The 17,595-nt window shown below is 68.8% G+C and carries 16 protein-coding genes and 2 tRNA genes; 13 read left to right on the top strand and 5 right to left on the bottom strand.

The features are described from left to right. Positions 1-21 precede the first annotated feature (21 nt). Together LXT12_RS10455 and LXT12_RS10450 are read right to left on the bottom strand one after the other, a co-directional pair. On the bottom strand, positions 22-3,255 hold the full coding sequence (locus LXT12_RS10455) for a TonB-dependent receptor (RefSeq protein ID WP_233391730.1): 3,234 nt from the start codon (positions 3,253-3,255) through the stop codon (positions 22-24). Between the two features lie 378 nt (positions 3,256-3,633). Then, the gene (locus LXT12_RS10450; RefSeq protein ID WP_233391728.1) at positions 3,634-4,986 is read right to left on the bottom strand and encodes a TolB-like translocation protein; all 1,353 of its coding nucleotides are present in this window, start codon (positions 4,984-4,986) and stop codon (positions 3,634-3,636) included. A 122-nt stretch (positions 4,987-5,108) separates the two neighbouring features. On the opposite strand from LXT12_RS10450, the gene LXT12_RS10445 reads away from it, so the two are divergent. The 7 genes from LXT12_RS10445 to miaB all read left to right on the top strand — a co-directional run bounded on the left by LXT12_RS10445 (position 5,109) and on the right by miaB (position 9,864). Then, the gene (locus tag LXT12_RS10445; RefSeq protein WP_233391726.1) at positions 5,109-6,770 is read left to right on the top strand and encodes a rhamnogalacturonan acetylesterase; all 1,662 of its coding nucleotides are present in this window, start codon (positions 5,109-5,111) and stop codon (positions 6,768-6,770) included. A gap of 54 nt (positions 6,771-6,824) precedes the next feature. Further along, positions 6,825-6,901 (top strand) — tRNA-Met (locus LXT12_RS10440). A gap of 332 nt (positions 6,902-7,233) precedes the next feature. Beyond that, entirely contained in the window at positions 7,234-7,569 is a 336-nt protein-coding gene (locus LXT12_RS10435) for a type II toxin-antitoxin system RelE/ParE family toxin (protein WP_233391724.1), read from the top strand. A 9-nt stretch (positions 7,570-7,578) separates the two neighbouring features. Continuing rightward, on the top strand, positions 7,579-7,869 hold the full coding sequence (locus LXT12_RS10430; RefSeq protein WP_233391722.1) for a helix-turn-helix domain-containing protein: 291 nt from the start codon (positions 7,579-7,581) through the stop codon (positions 7,867-7,869). 96 nt (positions 7,870-7,965) lie between these two features. After that, a tRNA-Ser gene (locus tag LXT12_RS10425) sits at positions 7,966-8,036 on the top strand. Positions 8,037-8,128: 92 nt separating this feature from the next. Continuing rightward, the gene (locus LXT12_RS10420; RefSeq protein ID WP_233391719.1) at positions 8,129-8,506 is read left to right on the top strand and encodes a hypothetical protein; all 378 of its coding nucleotides are present in this window, start codon (positions 8,129-8,131) and stop codon (positions 8,504-8,506) included. Further along, complete coding sequence (gene miaB, locus LXT12_RS10415; RefSeq protein WP_233391717.1) at positions 8,503-9,864, top strand: tRNA (N6-isopentenyl adenosine(37)-C2)-methylthiotransferase MiaB; 1,362 nt, start codon at positions 8,503-8,505, stop codon at positions 9,862-9,864. The genes LXT12_RS10420 and miaB overlap by 4 nt, the downstream gene beginning before the upstream one ends. On the opposite strand, the gene LXT12_RS10410 is transcribed toward miaB, so the two are convergent. Continuing rightward, complete coding sequence (locus LXT12_RS10410; RefSeq protein ID WP_233391715.1) at positions 9,854-10,129, bottom strand: hypothetical protein; 276 nt, start codon at positions 10,127-10,129, stop codon at positions 9,854-9,856. The two genes, miaB and LXT12_RS10410, sit on opposite strands and share 11 nt — an antisense overlap. 65 nt (positions 10,130-10,194) lie before the next feature. On the opposite strand from LXT12_RS10410, the gene hemA reads away from it, so the two are divergent. The 6 genes from hemA to LXT12_RS10380 all read left to right on the top strand — a co-directional run bounded on the left by hemA (position 10,195) and on the right by LXT12_RS10380 (position 15,234). After that, on the top strand, positions 10,195-11,457 hold the full coding sequence (gene hemA / locus LXT12_RS10405; protein ID WP_233391713.1) for a glutamyl-tRNA reductase: 1,263 nt from the start codon (positions 10,195-10,197) through the stop codon (positions 11,455-11,457). Between the two features lie 67 nt (positions 11,458-11,524). Beyond that, a complete protein-coding gene (gene prfA / locus LXT12_RS10400; protein ID WP_233391712.1) occupies positions 11,525-12,610 on the top strand; it encodes a peptide chain release factor 1 in 1,086 nt (361 codons plus the stop codon). Then, the gene (gene prmC / locus LXT12_RS10395; protein WP_233391711.1) at positions 12,607-13,410 is read left to right on the top strand and encodes a peptide chain release factor N(5)-glutamine methyltransferase; all 804 of its coding nucleotides are present in this window, start codon (positions 12,607-12,609) and stop codon (positions 13,408-13,410) included. The genes prfA and prmC overlap by 4 nt, the downstream gene beginning before the upstream one ends. 134 nt (positions 13,411-13,544) lie before the next feature. Further along, the gene (locus LXT12_RS10390) at positions 13,545-14,117 is read left to right on the top strand and encodes a hypothetical protein (RefSeq protein ID WP_233391710.1); all 573 of its coding nucleotides are present in this window, start codon (positions 13,545-13,547) and stop codon (positions 14,115-14,117) included. Between the two features lie 106 nt (positions 14,118-14,223). Then, complete coding sequence (gene grxD / locus LXT12_RS10385) at positions 14,224-14,538, top strand: Grx4 family monothiol glutaredoxin (RefSeq protein WP_233391708.1); 315 nt, start codon at positions 14,224-14,226, stop codon at positions 14,536-14,538. Positions 14,539-14,670: 132 nt separating this feature from the next. Next, the gene (locus tag LXT12_RS10380) at positions 14,671-15,234 is read left to right on the top strand and encodes a UbiX family flavin prenyltransferase (protein ID WP_233391707.1); all 564 of its coding nucleotides are present in this window, start codon (positions 14,671-14,673) and stop codon (positions 15,232-15,234) included. A 13-nt stretch (positions 15,235-15,247) separates the two neighbouring features. On the opposite strand, the gene LXT12_RS10375 is transcribed toward LXT12_RS10380, so the two are convergent. Together LXT12_RS10375 and LXT12_RS10370 are read right to left on the bottom strand one after the other, a co-directional pair. After that, positions 15,248-15,850, bottom strand: coding sequence for a lytic transglycosylase domain-containing protein (locus LXT12_RS10375; protein ID WP_233391706.1), 603 nt, complete (start codon positions 15,848-15,850; stop codon positions 15,248-15,250). Continuing rightward, positions 15,847-17,592 (bottom strand): proline--tRNA ligase, encoded by a 1,746-nt coding sequence (locus LXT12_RS10370; RefSeq protein WP_233391705.1) that lies wholly within the window; start codon positions 17,590-17,592, stop codon positions 15,847-15,849. The genes LXT12_RS10375 and LXT12_RS10370 overlap by 4 nt, the downstream gene beginning before the upstream one ends. Between the last annotated feature and the right edge of the window lie 3 nt (positions 17,593-17,595).

The raw sequence follows: 17,595 nt of genomic DNA, 5'->3' as shown, positions 1-17,595 counted from the left end.
CGGCCCGCCCCCGGAGACAGCTCAGAACTTGTAGCCCATGGTCACGTAGTAGCGGCGGCCCGACCAGGCCAGCTCGTTGGGCCGGCTCAGGTCGCCGGCGTAGGTGAGCTCGGCCTGGTTGGTCAGGTTCTTGCCCTCCAGCGACACCGTGAAGTTGGGCGTGAAGCGCAGCTGCAGCTTGGCATCGAGGTAGGCGGTCTTGTCGCGGAAGTTGGGGTTGCCCGTCACGTCGTTGCCGCCGGTGTAGTACTTGTCGCGGAAGTGGTAGGCCAGGCGCGCGTTGACCATGCCCTGGTCGTACCACAGGCCGACGTTGTAGGCGTTCTTGGACATGCCCGGATACGGCAGGATGGAGTTGTCCAGCGGGTTGATCAACTCCTTGCCGGCGCGGTACTTGAAGTCCATGAAGGTGTAGTTCAGGTCCACGCCGAAGCCGCTCAGCCAGCCTGGCAGGAAGGTCAGCGCCTTGCGCGCGGCCAGCTCCACGCCCTGGGTGATGGCGCCCTCGCCGTTGGCCCACATGGTCACGTCGTAGAGGTGGCCGTCGCCGTAGAAGTCGATGGCGGGGAAGATGACCCGGGCCGGCAGCACATAGGACTTGATGTCGTTGCGGAACAGGCCGACGCTGAACTGGTCGCCCTTGTTGGGGTAGTACTCGACGCTCAGGTCGTACTTGGTCGCGCGGTAGGGCTTGAGGCCGGGGTTGCCGGCGGTGCAGTCGTCTACGCCGTCGCCGCCGTGCGCGGTGTCGGTGCCCTGGCCGAGGGTGCAGGTCACGTTGGGCGCGATCTGCGACAGGTTGGGCCGGGCCATGACCTTGCCCCAGCCGCCGCGCACCACGAGGTTGCCGTCCAGCGCCGTCGTCGAGATGTTGAAGCTCGGCAGCACGTCGCTGTAGGTCTTGTCCAGGGTCAGGATGTCGGTGGCGTTGCCCGACACGTCGAACTTGGACGTGCTGGGGTTCCAGACGGCGATCTTCTGGTTGTTGGTGCCGGTGGCCTTGACGTGGGTGCGGGCGTAGCGCGCGCCGAAGTTGCCCTCGATGGGGAAGCCCAGCAGTTCGGTGTCGTAGTCCAGCCGCAGGTAGCCGGCATTGACGTTCTCGCGGATGTCGAAGGCCGGCAGCTGCGGATAGGTCTTGCCGTCGGCGGCCGGCGAGTTGTAGATGTGGTCGAAGTTGAAGAGGCTGGTGTCGAAGGACTGGGTCGCGACGTCGTAGTTGGGCGAGAGCCAGCCCGACGGATAACCCGACACGCCGCCGTAGCCCGAGAAGAAGCCGCTGCCGCCGGTGGGCTGCAGCACGGCCTGGGCCAGCGAGGCCATCGTGGCCTTGCCGACGTACTTGGTGTAGTTGGAGGGGTTGGCGTAGAGGTTGGTGGTGGCCGGCGCGATGGCCGGGGCCTGGCGGTCGTAGACGATGGCGCCGTTGACGTTGCCGGCCATGGTGACGATGTCGTCCGCGGTGGACGTCGTCGCGCCGTTGCTGACGACGCGCTGGCCGCCGCCGTACTGCTTGGAGTGCTTGGTCGTCGTCTGGCCGCCGAACCACAGGCGGCTGAGCATCGGGATCTCGGTGATGGCGCGCTGGAAGTCCAGCTTGCCGGTGTTCTCCGAATCGTTGGTGATGCTGGGGCGGAACTGGATGTCGGCGCGGTAGTAGGAGCTGGGGTCCGCCGGGTCGTAGCCCGCCGGGAACGTGAAGTGGGGCAGGTGCTGGTCGTCCAGCGCGACCTTGAGCCCGGGCGCGCTCATGGCCAGCGAGATGTTGTTGGTCAGGTTCTCGTAGTCGGCCTTGGAGGCGCCGGCCATGCCTTCGATGAGCCAGAGGTCGTCGCGGTAGCGGGCGCCGGTGCGCAGGTAGCGGGAGTTGATGTCGAGCTTGAAGTCGCGCGCCGAGGTGCTGAAGGCGTTGTAGCCGCCCAGCGGGCCGGTGCTGTTGGACTCGCTGTACATGCAGTCGCCGACGGTGTAGCCGGTGACCACGTGGTTGTCGAAGGTCATTCCGGCCGGCGTCGCGCTGGTGGACACGGCGCCGCAGCTGCCCGCCGTCTTGATGGTGCCGTCGGCGTTGTAGACCGGGGCCTTGCCGCCAGCGGCCGTGGCCAGGCGCTGGTGGGCGGCGTTCAGCGACGTCGAGTTGTTGGCGTTGTTGCCGAAGCTGGTGCCGTAGTTGCGGTCGTTCAGGCGCTGGTTCTGGTTGTTGGCCTCGTAGCTGATCTCGGCGTCGAAGTGGCTCGAGAACTTGTACTGCGCCGTCAGCTCGGCGGAGGAGCGCTTGTGGTCGCGCGTCCAGATGCCCACGCGCGGCGTGTTGGGCGCGTAGTCGTACCACTGCTGCTGGCATGCCGTCTTGCTGGCGCCGGTCAGGACGTTGCAGCCGGCCTGTGTGGTGACGGCCGCGGCCGCCGGGTCCAGGCTGATGCGGGTCTTGTCGGCGGAGTTGTCCCAGTCGCGCAGATAGGTCCAGCCGGTGTTGCGGGCGAAGTCGCCGCGGGTGTAGACGCGGTCGTAGACGATGTTGGCCATCAGGCCGAGCTTGCCGTCGAGGAACTTGTCGGCGGCCAGCACCGACAGGCGCGGCTGCACGCCGCCGCGCAGCGAGGCCGACTCGCCCGCCAGGCTCAGGGCCAGCGTGGGCTTGGTGAAGTCCAGCGGCTTGCGGGTGTTGATGCGCACGGTGCCGCCGACGCCGCCTTCGGTCACGTTGGGCAGCACGCCCTTGACGACGTCGATGGAGGCGATCAGCTCCGAGGCCAGCTCGCGCAGCTCGGCACCGCGGCCGCCGGTGCCGCTGGTGTTGAGCACCGACATGCCGTTGATCTCGACGCGGTTCAGGTCGGGCTCGACGCCGCGGATGGAGACCTGCGAGCCCTCGCCGAACTCACGCGACAGCTGCACGCCGGTGATGCGGGACAGCGCCTCGCCGACGTTCTTGTCGGGGAACTGGTCGATGTCCTCGGCGACGATGCTGTCCTGCACCGTCGAGGCGTTGCGCTTGCGGTCGATGGCGCTCTGGATGGAGCGGCGGATGCCGGTGACGATCACCGTCTCCAGCTGGTTGCCGCCCTTGGCTTCGGACTTGGCGGCCTCCGCCTTGGCGGCGGGAGCCGATGCGGCTGCAGCAGGCGCGGCGGGCGCCTGCTGGGCCTGGACCTGGGCCGAGGCGGCCAGCGTGGCCAGGGCGGCCGAAACCGCCAACGCCAGCGGCGACCCACGCAGCACCGGTGCCCCAGCTTGAATACTTTTCAGCAGCATTTTATTTGTCTCCAGAATATCGACCGGGAAGAGCAGAAACGGCTCGTTTCTTATTTGCCGGGAGACAGTCTAGGGGCCTGATTCACCTCAGGTTCACAAGCCAGCAAAGAATCACGGGCTTGATCAGTTGAACTCCGCGAAAACCCTTGGACGGCTCGTGTTTCGATCAAGTGCCTGATCGAACCCTGGCCTGGAAGATATCGCCAGGGGTTGCCGATGGCGGCTTTGGCTATCGGGCCGCCACGCTGCAGCGCAGCAGGGAGCGCGCGCCAGGAAAACATCGAGCACCGGCCTGGAATCAACCTCGGCCGGCGCCGGACCGAATATCCATATTCGGCCCGGAATACCGGCACGCAAATAACGGTGGATTCAATATATTCAAGGCCGGCGGTCCAGCCAGGCCTGCGGCACCGGCACGATGCAGATATTCATCTCGCGGCCGTCGGCGGCCAGCATGGCGGATTGAATCTCGATCTTGCGGCCGTCGGGGCTGAAGGTGGGGTGCACGTGGTCGCGCGCCGTCGCCTTGTGGCCGGTGGTCAGCAACATCATCTCGTGCGTGCGGCGGTCGATCAGGTAGAGGCTGCGGCTGAAGTCGTCGCCCACCGCGAAGCGCCCGTCCGGCGAGCCATGCACATGCCACAGGCCACTGCCCGAGGGCGTCTGTCCCACGAGGCTCACCTCCCGGCTGCGCAGGTTGACGATGGCCAGGCCGGTAGGCTTCTCGCGCGTGCCGGCATCGCCCCAGGCGGCGTCCTGGCCGGGGTTGGCGCCCTCCACGCCGGTGCCGGCGGCGCGGCCGGGGTCGGCGACGCCGGGGATGGCGCGGTGGCCCATCAGCGCGAAGGCCACCTCGTCCTTGCCGATGACGGCCTCGTGCGTGACCCATTCGTAGGGCGCCTCGGGATAGAGGGGCCGCAGGCCGCTGCCGTCGCCGCGCACCGTCCAGGTCCGTTGCGGCGACTTGCCGCCCGTCTCCCAGCTGAAGACGAGCTCGCCGGGGTTCCAGAGGTTGGACTGGATGTGGCCGATCTGGAAGGGCACGGAGACGACGTGGCGGATCTCGCCCGTCTTCACGTTGATCTTGCCGATGGCGTGCGGGCCCGCCCCCATGCCGCGGGGGCCGAAGGGCGGCTCGATCTTGGTGCCGGCAGGCAGGTGCGCCGCGGCGTAGGCCTTGCCGGTGATGCGGAAGCAGAACCACTGGCCGTCGGCGTCCAGCGCGTTGTCGCCCACGGCCTCCAGTTCCGGCGGCAGCACGCCGATGACGCGCTGGTAGCTGGCGGCCGGCTTCATGCGGCCGGCCTGGCTGTCGGCGAAGACGCGGTCCAGGTCCACCTCGATGGCCTGCATGGCCTTGGGCGCCCCGCCCTTGTCCGGCCGCAGGAAGTACAGGCGATTGCCCCCGGACTGGGCGAGGTTGAGCATGCCGTCGTAGCCGCCCTCGGTGACCTGCACGATGTCGCCGCTGGCCTCGTTGACCGCCATGGCCTCGCCCTTGACGCGCGCGGAGCGGAACACCAGCCACTGGCCATCGGCCGTCCACTGCGGGTGGCTGGGGTAGATCTTGGAGTCGCCGTGCGGCTGGGTGGTCAGGAAAGTCAGCGGCGTGCCGGTGACAGGGTCGGCCACGACGCGCTTCTCCGACGGGAAGCGGCGGCCGATCTGGGCCTGGGCCGGCACCACGGCCACGATCAGGGCAAGCAGGAGGAAGGTCTGGCGAAGCAGCATGGCGGGCACCGGTAGCGGGGTGGCCGCGACTCTAGGAGACCTCGCCCGGCGCGCCCTGGCCGCCCGCCAATCGCTCAAGAACTTGCGCCGTCCCGGCCCGCCGTGCTCCTAGCATCCGCGCCATGAATCGCGCCCTCACCCGCCGCAGCGTCGCCGCCGTGCTCTCGCTGCTGGCCGTCGCCGCCGCGCAGGCCCAGCCCTTCACCGCCAGCACCGATCCCGCCCGCGCCCAGGTGACCCTGCCCGAGCCGGCCCGGCCCGAGCTGCCATCCATCATCCTCATCGGCGACTCCACGGTGCGCAACGGCCATGACGACGGCCAAGGCAAGGGCGCCGACGGGCAGTGGGGTTGGGGCCGTCCGATCGCGGACTACTTCGACGCGAACCGGGTCAACCTCGTCAACCGCGCCGTGGGCGGCCTGTCCAGCCGCACCTACCGCACCAGCGGCCACTGGGCGCGCACCCAGGCCTTCATCAAGAAGGGCGACTGGGTGCTGATGCAGTTCGGCCACAACGACGCCAGCCCCGTCAACGACGCCAGCCGCGCCCGCGGCGTGCTGCGCGGCACCGGCCCCGAGAGCGAGGAGATCGACAACCTGCTCACCGGCCAGCACGAGACGGTCTACACCTACGGCGGCTACCTGCGCGGCTACATCGCCGAGATCCGCGCGGCCGGCGCCACGCCGGTGGTGTGCTCGCCGGTGATCCGCAAGCGGTGGGAAGCCGACGGCCTGAAGGTGCAGCGAGCCGGCGCCAACTACGCCGCCTGGGCCGCTGAAGTGGCGCGTCAGGAAGGCGTGGCCTTCATCGACCTCAACGAATGGGGCGCGCGGCGCTACGAGGCGCTCGGCAAGGCGGCCGTGGACGGACTCTTCCCGCGCGGCACACCCGAGGAGACGGTGCACACCAACCTGGCCGGCGCCACCTTGAACGCCCAGCTCGTCGTCGCCGGCCTGATCCAGGCCAAGGTGCTGCCCGATGCCTTCTACACGCGCCGCTTCACGCCGGACGGCGCGGACGACCGGCCCGTAGCCGACGCCCGCAAGGTCAAGGTCGAAGCGCCGCGCGACCCTGCCCTGCCCAGCCTCGTGCTGATCGGCGACTCCACGGTGCGCAGCGGCGGCCAGAACGGCGCCTGGGGCTGGGGCGAGCGCCTGGCCGCCTTCTTCGACATCCGCCGCATCAACATCGTCAACGACGCCATCGGCGGGCGTAGCAGCCGCACCTTCTTCACCGAGGGCCGCTGGGCCGCGGTGCTGCAGCAGCTCAAGCCGGGCGACACGCTGCTGATCCAGTTCGGCCACAACGACGGCGCCCGCATCGGCGACCCCGCCGGCAAGAACCGCGGCTCGGTGCCGGGCATCGGCGACGACACGGTGGAGGACACCCGCCCTGACGGCAGCAAGGAAACGGTGCAGAGCTTCGGCTGGTACCTCAAGCGCTACATCGCCGACGCGCGCGTCAAGGGCGTCAGCGTCGTCGTGCTGTCGCCCATCCCGCACAAGGACCGCTGGCAGGCCGGCCAACCCCGCGACTTCGAGAACTACGCGGCCTGGGGCGAGCAGGCCGCGCGCGAGAACGGCGCCCAGTTCATCGACCTCACGATGTTCGTGACCGAGGCCTACCGCGCCGTCGGAGCCGCCCAGGTGGACGGTTACTTCGCCGACGCCCGCACCCACACCAACGACGCGGGGGCCGTCTTCAACGCCACCCAGGTCGTGCGGGGCCTGAAGCAGCTGCCCGGCCAGCCGCTGCAGTCCTATCTGCGCGAGCCCGCGCTGTAAAACGCGGGCAGGTCTTGCGCAGCCTCGAAAACTTCGCTTAGAATGGCCGGCTCAGGCGCTTTAGCTCAGCCGGTTAGAGCGACGGAATCATAATCCGCAGGTCCGGGGTTCGAATCCCTGAAGCGCCACCAAACAAAGTCTTTTTGCATCAAGCAATTGGACTAGAAGAGAGCCCGCCGAGTGCGGGCTCTTTCGCTTTCAGCGTCAACCAAGTGTCAACGGCGAAGCTCCAGTGTGGTCGTGCCTGCTGTGGACACGTCGACCGTCTCGAAGCCCTGCCCTTGCAGCAGCGCTTTCATTCGGGCTGATGGCTTGCGGCATCTCGCATAGATGTGTTCGGACCGCACGCCCGGTAACAGTTTGGTCACCCCGAGCTGCTCGCAGCCAACGGGCTCGATGCTGAACAAGCTCGTACCGTTCAGGTGATCTTGCGCGAACGTATCTAATTTGGTACATTCCCGGGATGGGTGAGCCGATCCTTACCGTCGCTTTCTACCGCGCAGATTCAGGCAGTGAACCTGTCCGCGACTGGCTTCGTGAACTCACGGTCGAGGATCGAAAGGCCATTGGCACCGACATCAAGACGGTCCAGTACGGATGGCCCTTGGGCATGCCGTTGGTCCGCAAGATGGAACCTGGTTTGTGGGAAGTTCGCTGTGACATCGCCGATGGCATTGCCCGCGTCCTTTTCACCGTGAGGGACGGTCAGATGGTTCTGTTGCACGGCTTTGTCAAGAAAGCCCAAAAGACCCCCGACAACGAGTTGAAGACAGCCAGGAACCGGCTCAAGAAGCTGTAGGAGAGCACCATGACCAAGCACATTGGTAGCAACTTTGACGACTTCCTCAAAGAGGAAGGCATGCACGAGGAAGTGACCGCCGCTGCCGTGAAGCGGGTAATCGCGTGGCAGTTCGCCCAAGCGATGAAGGCTCAGAAGGTCAGCAAGACCGAGATGGCAGCACGGATGCACACCAGTCGGATGGTGGTGAATCGGCTCCTGGACGAAAGCGACACCAGCGTGACCCTTGCGACGCTTGCTCGCGCCAGTGTTGCGCTGGGCACGCCTCTACGTTTCGAGCTTGGGGCCGGAGCAGCCTGAATTCAGGTTGTCAACGTAGTGTCAACGGCATCGCGGTGTACCCACCTACGGGACTGGGCGCATCGCGTCTAAGCCGTTGATATAGCGGTACAATGTGGCGCAATGCGGTGCTTCGGGACGGAATCATAATCCGCAGGTCCGGGGTTCGAATCCCTGAAGCGCCACCAAAATCCGAACGGCCCGAGCACTCCTCGGGCCGTTTGTCTTTGCGCCGGCCCGTCGTGCGCCGGTCTTCATCCGCAGCCACTGGACACATACCATGTACCGCTGTGCACTTTCGCTGGCCTTGGCGGCCAGTTGCGTCGTCGCCCAGGCGCAAACCCACCGCTTCTTCCCCGCCACCGCGCTGCGCGGCGAACTCGTCGTGACGCAGTTCCCCGACGTGCAGCTCAACGGCCAGCCGGCCCGCCTGGCGCCCGGCGCCCGCGTGAAGAACGAGGACAACCTGTGGGTGCCGCCGGCGGGCCTCACAGGGCAGAAGCTCCTCGTGCACTACACGGTCGAGAGCAGTGGGCTCATCATGGACGTCTGGGTGCTCAACGCCGCCGAGCGCGAGAACAAGCTCTGGCCGCGCACGCCGGCCGAGTCGGCGAGCTGGCAGTTCAACCCGGGCAACCAGACCTGGAGCAAGCCATGAGCGGCGCCGAGACCACGGGCAAGAAGGTCTACATCAAGACCTTCGGCTGCCAGATGAACGAGTACGACTCGGACAAGATGGCCGACGTGCTCGAGGCCGCCAAGGGCTACACGCCCACCGACGACCCCGAGCAGGCCGACCTGATCCTCTTCAACACCTGCTCGGTGCGCGAGAAGGCGCAGGAGAAGGTGTTCAGCGACCTCGGTCGCGTGAAGCACCTCAAGGCCAAGGGCGTGATGATCGGCGTGGGCGGCTGCGTGGCCAGCCAGGAGGGGGCGGCCATCATCGAGCGCGCGCCCTACGTGGACGTCGTCTTCGGCCCGCAGACCCTGCACCGCCTGCCGCAGATGCTGGAGGCCCGCCGCGAGCAGCGCCGCCCGCAGGTGGACATCTCCTTCCCCGAGATCGAGAAGTTCGACCACCTGCCGCCGGCCAAGGTCGAGGGCGCGTCGGCCTTCGTGTCCATCATGGAAGGCTGCTCCAAGTACTGCAGCTACTGCGTGGTGCCCTACACCCGCGGCGAAGAGGTCTCGCGGCCCTTCGACGACGTGCTGACCGAGATCGCCGGCCTGGCCGACCAGGGCGTCATGGAGATCAACCTGCTGGGCCAGAACGTCAATGCCTACCGCGGCAGGATGGGCGACACGACCGAGCACGCCGACCTCGCCCTGCTGCTGGAGTACGTGGCCGAGATCCCCGGCATCCGCCGGCTGCGCTTCACCACCAGCCACCCCAACGAGTTCAGCCCGCGCCTGATCGAGGCCTACGGCAAGGTGCCGCAGCTCGTGAACCACCTGCACCTGCCCGTGCAGCACGGCAGCGACCGCATCCTGATGGCCATGAAGCGCGGCTACACGGCGCTGGAGTTCAAGAGCATCGTGCGCAAGCTGCGCGCCGTCCGCCCGGACCTGCGACTGGCCAGCGACTTCATCGTCGGGTTCCCCGGCGAGACCGAGGACGACCACGCCAAGCTGATGAAGCTGGTGCACGACGTCGGCTTCGACGCCAGCTTCAGCTTCATCTTCAGCCCGCGCCCCGGCACGCCGGCCGCGGCGCTGGAGGACACGACGCCTTACGAGACCAAGGTGAAGCGCCTGCAGGAACTGCAGGGCGCCATCGAGGCGCATGCGCTGACGATCTCGCAGGGCATGGTCGGGCGGGTCGAGAAGGTGCTGGTCACCGGCACTTCCCGCAAGGACGCGACGGAGCTGATGGGGCGCACGGAATGCAACCGCATCGTGAACTTCCAGGGCGCCCCACGGCTGATGAACCAGCTCGTCGATGTGCGCATCACGACGGCGTTCGCCCACTCGCTGCGTGGCGAGGTGGTGACGGCGGAAGAGGTGCTCAGCGCCTGAAGCTGAGCAGCCACCACTGGGGCAGCGCCACGCCGGCCAGCAGCAGGGCATAGCCGGCCATCTTGCCGTCGCGCCCCAGCAGGGCCAGTGCCGCGACGAGGGCCAGGCTGCCGCCCGCGCCGCCCCAGGTCCACAGCCGCCGCCAGGCCAGCGACCTGGTTTCCCGTCGCCACAGCCCCTTGATCGCCAGCGCGAGCAGCGCCGCCAGGCCCCACGCGGGGGCGAACAGATTGGCGAGATGCCAGAAAGCGTCCAAAGGGCTCATTCGGTGGGTCGCGGATTGATCGGCGTCAGCGGCGGGAAAAGCGGCGAATCCTACAATTCGCCTCCATGTCGGTCTTCACTCTCGGCCTGAACCACCACACCGCCCCGCTGGATCTGCGCGGCCGGTTCGCGTTCACGCTGGAGCAGATCGCCCCCTCGCTCACCGGCCTGCGCCAGAAGCTGCCCGGCGCGCCGGAGGCGGCCATCCTGTCCACCTGCAACCGCACCGAGGTCTACATGGCCGCTCCGCCCGCGCAGGTGCAGCCGGCCATCGCCTGGCTGGCCCAGACGGGCGGTGTGGAAGCCGGTGCCCTGCGCGAGCACGCCTACGTCATGCAGGGCAGCGCCGCGGCGCGGCACGCCTTCCGCGTCGCCAGCGGGCTGGACTCGATGGTGCTCGGCGAGCCCCAGATCCTCGGCCAGATGAAGCAGGCCGTGCGTGAAGCCGAGGCGGCCGGGGCGCTGGGCACGACGCTGCACCAGCTCTTCCAGCGCAGCTTCTCGGTCGCCAAGGAGGTGCGCAGCTCCACCGAGATCGGCGCCCACTCCATCAGCATGGCGGCGGCGGCCGTGCGCCTGGCCGGCCAGCTCTTCGAGGACCTGGCGCGCACGCGCGTCCTCTTCGTCGGCGCTGGCGAGATGATCGAGCTGACCGCGACTCACTTCGCGGCCCGCACGCCCAGCCACATGGCCGTGGCCAACCGCACGCTGGAGCGCGGCGAAAAGCTCGCCACGCATTTCGGCGCCGAAGCCATGCGCCTGTCCGAACTGCCCGAGCGCCTGCACGAGTTCGACATCGTCGTCTCCTGCACGGCCTCCAGCCTGCCCCTGATCGGCCTGGGCGCCGTGGAACGCGCGCTGAAGAAGCGTCGTCACCGCCCGATGTTCATGGTGGACCTGGCCGTGCCGCGCGACATCGAACCCGAAGTCGCCCAGCTGGACGACGTCTACCTCTACACCGTCGACGAGCTGGCCGTGCAGGTGCAGACCGCCGGCGAGAAGCGCCAGGCCGCCGTGGCCCAGGCCGAAGCCATCGTCGAGACCGGCGTGCAGAGCTTCATGCACTGGCTGGACCAGCGCCACACGGTGCCCCTCATCCAGGCCCTGCACGCCCAGGCCGACGACTGGCGCGCCCTCGAGATCGCCCGCGCCCGCAAGCTGCTGGCCAAGGGGGCCAACGTCGACGAGGTGCTGGACGCCCTGTCCAAGGGCCTGACACAGAAGCTGCTGCACGGCACGCTGGCCGAACTGCATGCCAGCGACGGCGAGCAGCGCCTGCAGCTCGCGCAGACCGTCTCCCGGCTCTTCCTGCGCGGCAGGCAGTCTTAGCGGCGCTCTCCTGCCCGCCGCCCGGCGCGCAAGCTGCGCCGCCTCACTGCCTTCTCCCGATCTCGCCATGAAAGACTCGCTGCGCCAGCAGTTCGAACGCCTCGGCTTCCGCCTCGCCGAGCTGGACGCCCTCCTCGCCGACGGCAGCATCGCCGCCGACATGAAGCGTTATCGCGCGCTGACGAAGGAGCAGGCCGAGGTGTCGGGCCTGGTCGAGCGCTACCGCCGCTACCAGCGTCACGAGGCTGACCTGGGCGCCGCGCGCGAGATGCTGGCCGACCCCGAGATGGCCGAGATGGCGCGCGAGGAAATCGCCGCCAACGAGGCCGCCCTCGCTGCACTGGACCAGGAGCTGCAGTTGGCCCTCGTCCCCAAGGACCCCGACGACGACCGCAACGCCTTCCTCGAGATCCGGGCCGGCACGGGCGGCGACGAGTCGGCCCTGTTCGCCGGCGACCTGGCCCGCATGTACCTGCGCTACGCCGACAGCCAGGGCTGGCGCAGCGAGGTGATGAGCGAGAACGCCTCCGACCTCGGCGGCTACAAGGAGCTGGTCGTGCGCATCGAGGGCAGCGGCGCCTACGGCCGGCTCAAGTTCGAGAGCGGCGGCCACCGCGTGCAGCGCGTGCCGGCGACCGAATCGCAGGGCCGCATCCACACCAGTGCCTGCACGGTGGCCGTGCTGCCCGAGCCCGACGAGGCCGAGGAGATCACGCTCAACCCGGCCGACCTGCGCATCGACACCTTCCGCGCCAGCGGTGCCGGTGGCCAGCACATCAACAAGACCGACTCGGCCATCCGCATCACGCACATCCCCACCGGCCTGGTCGCGGAATGCCAGGACGACCGCAGCCAGCACCGCAACAAGGCCAAGGCCATGGCGGTGCTGCAGGCCAGGCTGCGCGACAAGGAGCGCGTCGAGCGCGAGGCCAAGGAGGCCGCGACGCGCAAGGGCCTGATCGGCAGCGGCGACCGCAGCGACCGCATCCGCACCTACAACTTTCCCCAGGGCCGGTTGACCGACCACCGCATCAACCTGACGCTCTACAAGCTCGGGCAGATCATGGACGGCGACCTGGGCGACGTCATCCAGGGCCTGCAGGCGGCCCAGGCCGCCGAGCAGCTCGCGCAGCTCGAGGAAGGCCGGGCGTGACGGTCGACGAGGCCCTGGCCCTGGCGCGCCGGCTCGGTGTCGAGCGCGGCGACGCCCAGGCCCTGATCGCCCACCTTGCCGGGCGGGACCGCACCTGGCTGATCACCCACGGCGACGCCCCCGTGCCGGGCGCCGAAGCGGCCCTGCAACGCCTGGCCGACGGCGAGCCCCTGGCCCACTTGACCGGCTGTCAGCCCTTCCACGGCCTGAACCTGCGGGTCACGCCGGCCACCCTCATCCCTCGGCCCGACACCGAGGTCGTGGTGGACTGGGCGCTCGAGCTGCTGGCCGGCTTGCCCGGCCGGCCGGCCGTCGCCGACCTGGGTACCGGCAGCGGCGCGATCGCGCTCGCCATCAAGGCCGCCTGCGGGCGAGCCACCGTCTGCGCCGTCGATCTCAGCGCGCCGGCGTTGGAGGTCGCCCACGCCAACGGCGAGGCCCTGGGCCTGGAGGTGGACTGGCGGCAGGGCAACTGGTTCGAGCCGCTGGCCGGCCGGCACTTCGACCTCATCGTCAGCAATCCGCCCTACATCGCGGGCGACGACCCGCACCTGCCGGCCCTGCGCCACGAGCCGCTCACCGCGCTGACGCCAGGGGGCGACGGCCTGGCCGACCTGCGCACGCTGATCGATGCGGCGCCGCAACATCTGCCGCCCGGCGGCTGGCTGCTGCTGGAGCACGGCTGGGACCAGGCCGAGGCGGTCGCGCGGCAGTTGTCCGGCCGGGGCTTCGGGGAGGTCGCGCTGCGGCGCGACCTGGGCGGGCGTGCGCGCGCCAGCGGCGGGCGCTGGCCCGGCTGAAGGCTGGATTGCCGGGCGGCGAACGTCCGCCACGTTTGCGTGATGTTTTGCCCCCAGTTCTTCATGCACGGAAACCCGCAGCCGGCGTAGTATCGAATCCCGGTGCAAGCGGTTGCACCGCGCAGGAGACGATCATGGCCCGCCTCGCCAGCGCTGCAGTACTGAGCCTCTCTGCCCTCTTCACCCTGTCGGCCTGGGCGGACGACACCGGCCATCCGCGCTGGCAGGCGCGATTGCAGCTGAGCAGCGTCGACACCGGCACCGACAGCAAGCCCCATCTCGGCGGCTCCCGCATCCTCAGCGCCAACCTGCTGGGCGACTACTACCTCACCAGTTCCGGCTTCGCCAGCCTGCGCGGCGGCCTGCGCGCCACCGGCGGCCTGATGCTCGGCCCCTTGTCGATGTCGCAGAGCAGCGGCGGCCTGGCCCTCGGCAGCGGCCCGCTGTCGGCCGGCCGGCGCAGCTTCGCGCTGAGCGGCCCCGACACCTATTCCCTGGAGCCCAGCTCCAACCTCTCCTACGTGGGCCTGGGCTATACCGGCCGCCTGCGGGGCAGCGGCCTGGCCTTCAGCGCCGACTTCGGCCTGATGTCGGGCAATGTCGGCAGCCTGCGCCTGGGCCGCAGCAGCGCGCAGGGCTTCGAGGACGCGATGCGCGACCTCCGCTTCAAGCCCCTGCTGCAGCTGGGCCTGGCCTACAGCTACTGATCTCCCGTGCCGGGCAAGGCCCGTCTCCACGCAGGGAGATGGCCGCGCCGGCCCGGGGGGGCTCCGGGATAATCACGGTTTTGACACGACAACTCCGAGATTCCCCATGAGCGACGTTCAGCAGCGCATTGACGACCTGGTCAAGTCCAACCGCGTCATGCTCTTCATGAAGGGCACGGCCCAGTTCCCGATGTGCGGCTTCTCCGGCCGCGCCATCCAGATCCTGAAGGCGGCCGGCGCCACCGACCTCAAGACCTTCAACGTGCTGGAGGACGAAGAGGTGCGCCAGGGCATCAAGGAGTACGCGAACTGGCCCACCATCCCACAGCTCTACATCAATGGCGAGTTCGTTGGCGGCTCGGACATCATGATGGAGATGTACGAATCGGGCGAACTGCAGCAGGCACTGGCTGGCGCGTAATCGCGCCCCCCTGCTCGCTTCGCGCGCGGCCCCTCAAGGGAACGCTGCCCGTGGCCCGGCAAAGCCGGTTCCACGGCAGTCACCTGGTCAGGCACTGTGCCGCCAGGTGCCGGCCTTCAAAGGTTCGATGACATGACGCAACGGTTGGTAGTGGGACTGACGGGCGCGACCGGCGCGGCCTATGCGCTGCGCCTGCTGCGCCGCGCACGGGAACTCGGCGTCGAGACGCACCTGGTGGCGACGCCAGCGGGCATCCTCAACGCCCACCACGAACTCGGCCTGGACCGATCGGCCCTGGAAGCCGAGGCCACGCAGGCGCATGCCCCGGGCGACGTGGGCGCCTGCATCGCCAGCGGCAGCTTCGCCACCGCGGCCATGGTCGTCGCGCCGTGTTCGATGAAGTCGCTCGCCGCCATCGCCCACGGCCTGGGCGACAACCTGCTGACGCGCGCGGCCGACGTGACGCTCAAGGAACGCCGTCGCCTCGTCCTGATGGTGCGGGAAACCCCGCTCAACCTCGCCCACCTGCGCAACATGGTGGCGGTGACGGAGATGGGCGGCATCTGCTTCCCGCCGCTGCCGGCCTTCTACCACCGCCCGAGCAGCATCGACGAGATGGTGGCCGAGACGGTCGAGCGCGTGCTCGAGCTGGCCGGCGTGGCCGAGGCCCGGCCCAAGGCCTGGACCGGCCTCTGAGGCACCACGCGGATCACTTCTCCCCAGGCAGCAGCCACTGCCGCCGCGCGGCGAACACGGCGTTCGGATACTCCGGCCGGCCGCGGCTTCCGTTGTAGCGCCCCAGCGCCAGGAAGAGGTCGCCCTTCTCGACATCGAGGTAGTGGCGCAGGATGACGCAGCCGAAGCGCAGGTTGCTCTGCATGTGGAAGAGGCGCGAGGCGTCGCCGTCGCCGATGGCGCGGGTCCAGAAGGGCATGACCTGCATGTAGCCGCGCGCGCCGGCGGTGCTGATGGCGTACTTGCGAAAACCGCTCTCGACCTGGATGAGCCCGAGCACGAGGCTGGGTTCGAGGCCGGCCCGCTTGGCTTCGTACCAGACCGTCTCCAGGAACTCGACGCGGATCTGCGTCTCCGTCTTGCGGTTCTTGAGCCGCTCGCTCATCGTGCCCAGCCAGCGCAGATAGGCCTCGCGCAAGGCGGGGTCGTCGAAGCGTGGGCGCGGCGGTGCCGACTGCGCGATGGAAGCGCTGAGCGCCGAACGGACGGCGTCCGCCAGCGGCTCTTCCACCTGGGCGCCGGCCCGCGCCACGAGGGGCGCGGCCAGCAGGCCGGACAGCGCGAGGCGTCGCCTCAAAGCTTGAGCAGGCCCTTCAGGTGCCCCACCACGTCGCCCACCGGCAGCTTGGCGGCGGCCTCGTCGCGGCGGCCCTGGTATTCCACCTGGCCGTCCTTGAGCCCGCGGTCGGAGAGCACGACGCGATGCGGCACGCCGATCAGCTCCCAGTCCGCGAACATGGCACCGGGACGCTCGCCGCGGTCGTCCAGCAGCACGTCCACGCCGAGCGCCTTGAGCGCGCCATACAGCGTCTCGGCAGCCACCTTGACCTCGTCGCTGCGGTCCATGCCGATGGGGCAAAGCACCACGGTGAACGGAGCGATGGCGTCCGGCCAGATGATGCCGCGGGCGTCGTGGTTCTGCTCAATGGCGGCGCCCAGGATGCGCGTGACGCCGATGCCGTAGCAGCCCATCTCCAGCAGCTTGGGCTTGCCGTTCTCGTCCAGGAAGGTGGCGTTCATCGCCGCCGAGTACCGGGTGCCGAGGTAGAACACATGGCCGACCTCGATGCCGCGCTGGATGGCGAGCAGGCCCTGGCCGTCCGGCGAAGGGTCGCCCGCGACGACGTTGCGGATGTCGGCGACGAGGTCGGGCTCGGGGAGGTCGCGGCCCCAGTTCACGCCGGTCAGGTGGAAGTCGGCCTCGTTGGCGCCGCAGACGAAGTCGCTCATCACGGCCACGGTGCGGTCGGCGACGATCTTCACCGGCTGCTTCAAGCCGATGGGCCCGAGGTAGCCGGGCTTGCAGCCGAAGTGCTCCTCAATCTCGCCGACGGTGGCGAAGCGGAAGCCGCCCTTGAGGCCGTCGACCTTGCCGGCCTTCACTTCGTTGAGTTCGTGGTCGCCGCGCACGAGCAGCAGCCAGACCTGGGTCTTGGCCACCACGCCGCGGGCATCCTGTTCGTCGGTGGCCAGCACCAGGGACTTGACCGTCTGCGACAGCGGCAGGCCCAGGAGCTGGGCCACGTCCTCACAGGTGCTCTTGCCGGGCGTCGGCGTCTTGGCCAGGGGCTGCAAGGCCTCGCCGCGCGACGGCAGCAAGGCGACGGCCTCGGCCAGCTCGATGTTGGCGGCGTAGTCGCTGGTCGGGCAGTAGACGATGGCGTCCTCGCCCGTCTCGGCGATGACCTGGAACTCGTGGGAGCGGTCGCCGCCGATGGCGCCGGTATCGGCCGCGACGGCGCGGTACTGCAGGCCCAGGCGATCGAAGATCTTGCAGTAGGCCTGGTACATGTTGTCGTAGCTGCGGCCCGCGGCCTCCACGTCACGGTCGAAGGAGTAGGCGTCCTTCATCGTGAACTCGCGCCCACGCATCACGCCGAAGCGCGGCCGGCGCTCGTCGCGGAACTTGGTCTGGATGTGATAGAAGTTCTTCGGCAGCTGACGGTAGGAACGCAGTTCCTGGCGCGCGATGTCGGTGATGACTTCCTCGCTGGTCGGCTGCACGATGAAGTCGCGGCCATGGCGGTCCTTCACCCGCAGCAGCTCCGGGCCCATCTTGTCGAAGCGGCCGGTTTCCTGCCACAGCTCGGCCGGCTGGATGACGGGCATCAGGCACTCGACGGCGCCGGCCGCGTCCATCTCCTCCCGGATGATCTTTTCGACCTTGCGGATGACGCGCAACCCCATCGGCATGTAGTTGTATATGCCGGCGCCCAGGCGCTTGATCATGCCGGCGCGCATCATCAGCTTGTGGCTGACGACCTCGGCGTCGGCGGGGGCTTCCTTCAGCGTGGAGACGAAGAACTGGGTGGCTTTCATGGG

The organism is Pelomonas caseinilytica (genome assembly GCF_021353235.1).
Lineage (GTDB): Bacteria > Pseudomonadota > Gammaproteobacteria > Burkholderiales > Burkholderiaceae_C > Pelomonas > Pelomonas caseinilytica.
This window is presented reverse-complemented; position numbering and strand designations above follow the sequence as displayed.

Excerpts from the sequence above, each read along its gene's own strand:
- LXT12_RS10455 (WP_233391730.1), bottom strand. The coding sequence starts at position 3,255 with ATGCTGCTGAAAAGTATTCAAGCTGGGGCACCGGTGCTGCGTGGGTCG.
- LXT12_RS10450 (WP_233391728.1), bottom strand. The coding sequence starts at position 4,986 with ATGCTGCTTCGCCAGACCTTCCTCCTGCTTGCCCTGATCGTGGCCGTG.
- LXT12_RS10445 (WP_233391726.1), top strand. The coding sequence starts at position 5,109 with ATGAATCGCGCCCTCACCCGCCGCAGCGTCGCCGCCGTGCTCTCGCTG.
- LXT12_RS10435 (WP_233391724.1), top strand. The coding sequence starts at position 7,234 with ATGGGTGAGCCGATCCTTACCGTCGCTTTCTACCGCGCAGATTCAGGC.
- LXT12_RS10430 (WP_233391722.1), top strand. The coding sequence starts at position 7,579 with ATGACCAAGCACATTGGTAGCAACTTTGACGACTTCCTCAAAGAGGAA.
- LXT12_RS10420 (WP_233391719.1), top strand. The coding sequence starts at position 8,129 with ATGTACCGCTGTGCACTTTCGCTGGCCTTGGCGGCCAGTTGCGTCGTC.
- miaB (WP_233391717.1), top strand. The coding sequence starts at position 8,503 with ATGAGCGGCGCCGAGACCACGGGCAAGAAGGTCTACATCAAGACCTTC.
- LXT12_RS10410 (WP_233391715.1), bottom strand. The coding sequence starts at position 10,129 with ATGAGCCCTTTGGACGCTTTCTGGCATCTCGCCAATCTGTTCGCCCCC.
- hemA (WP_233391713.1), top strand. The coding sequence starts at position 10,195 with ATGTCGGTCTTCACTCTCGGCCTGAACCACCACACCGCCCCGCTGGAT.
- prfA (WP_233391712.1), top strand. The coding sequence starts at position 11,525 with ATGAAAGACTCGCTGCGCCAGCAGTTCGAACGCCTCGGCTTCCGCCTC.
- LXT12_RS10390 (WP_233391710.1), top strand. The coding sequence starts at position 13,545 with ATGGCCCGCCTCGCCAGCGCTGCAGTACTGAGCCTCTCTGCCCTCTTC.
- grxD (WP_233391708.1), top strand. The coding sequence starts at position 14,224 with ATGAGCGACGTTCAGCAGCGCATTGACGACCTGGTCAAGTCCAACCGC.
- LXT12_RS10380 (WP_233391707.1), top strand. The coding sequence starts at position 14,671 with ATGACGCAACGGTTGGTAGTGGGACTGACGGGCGCGACCGGCGCGGCC.
- LXT12_RS10370 (WP_233391705.1), bottom strand. The coding sequence starts at position 17,592 with ATGAAAGCCACCCAGTTCTTCGTCTCCACGCTGAAGGAAGCCCCCGCC.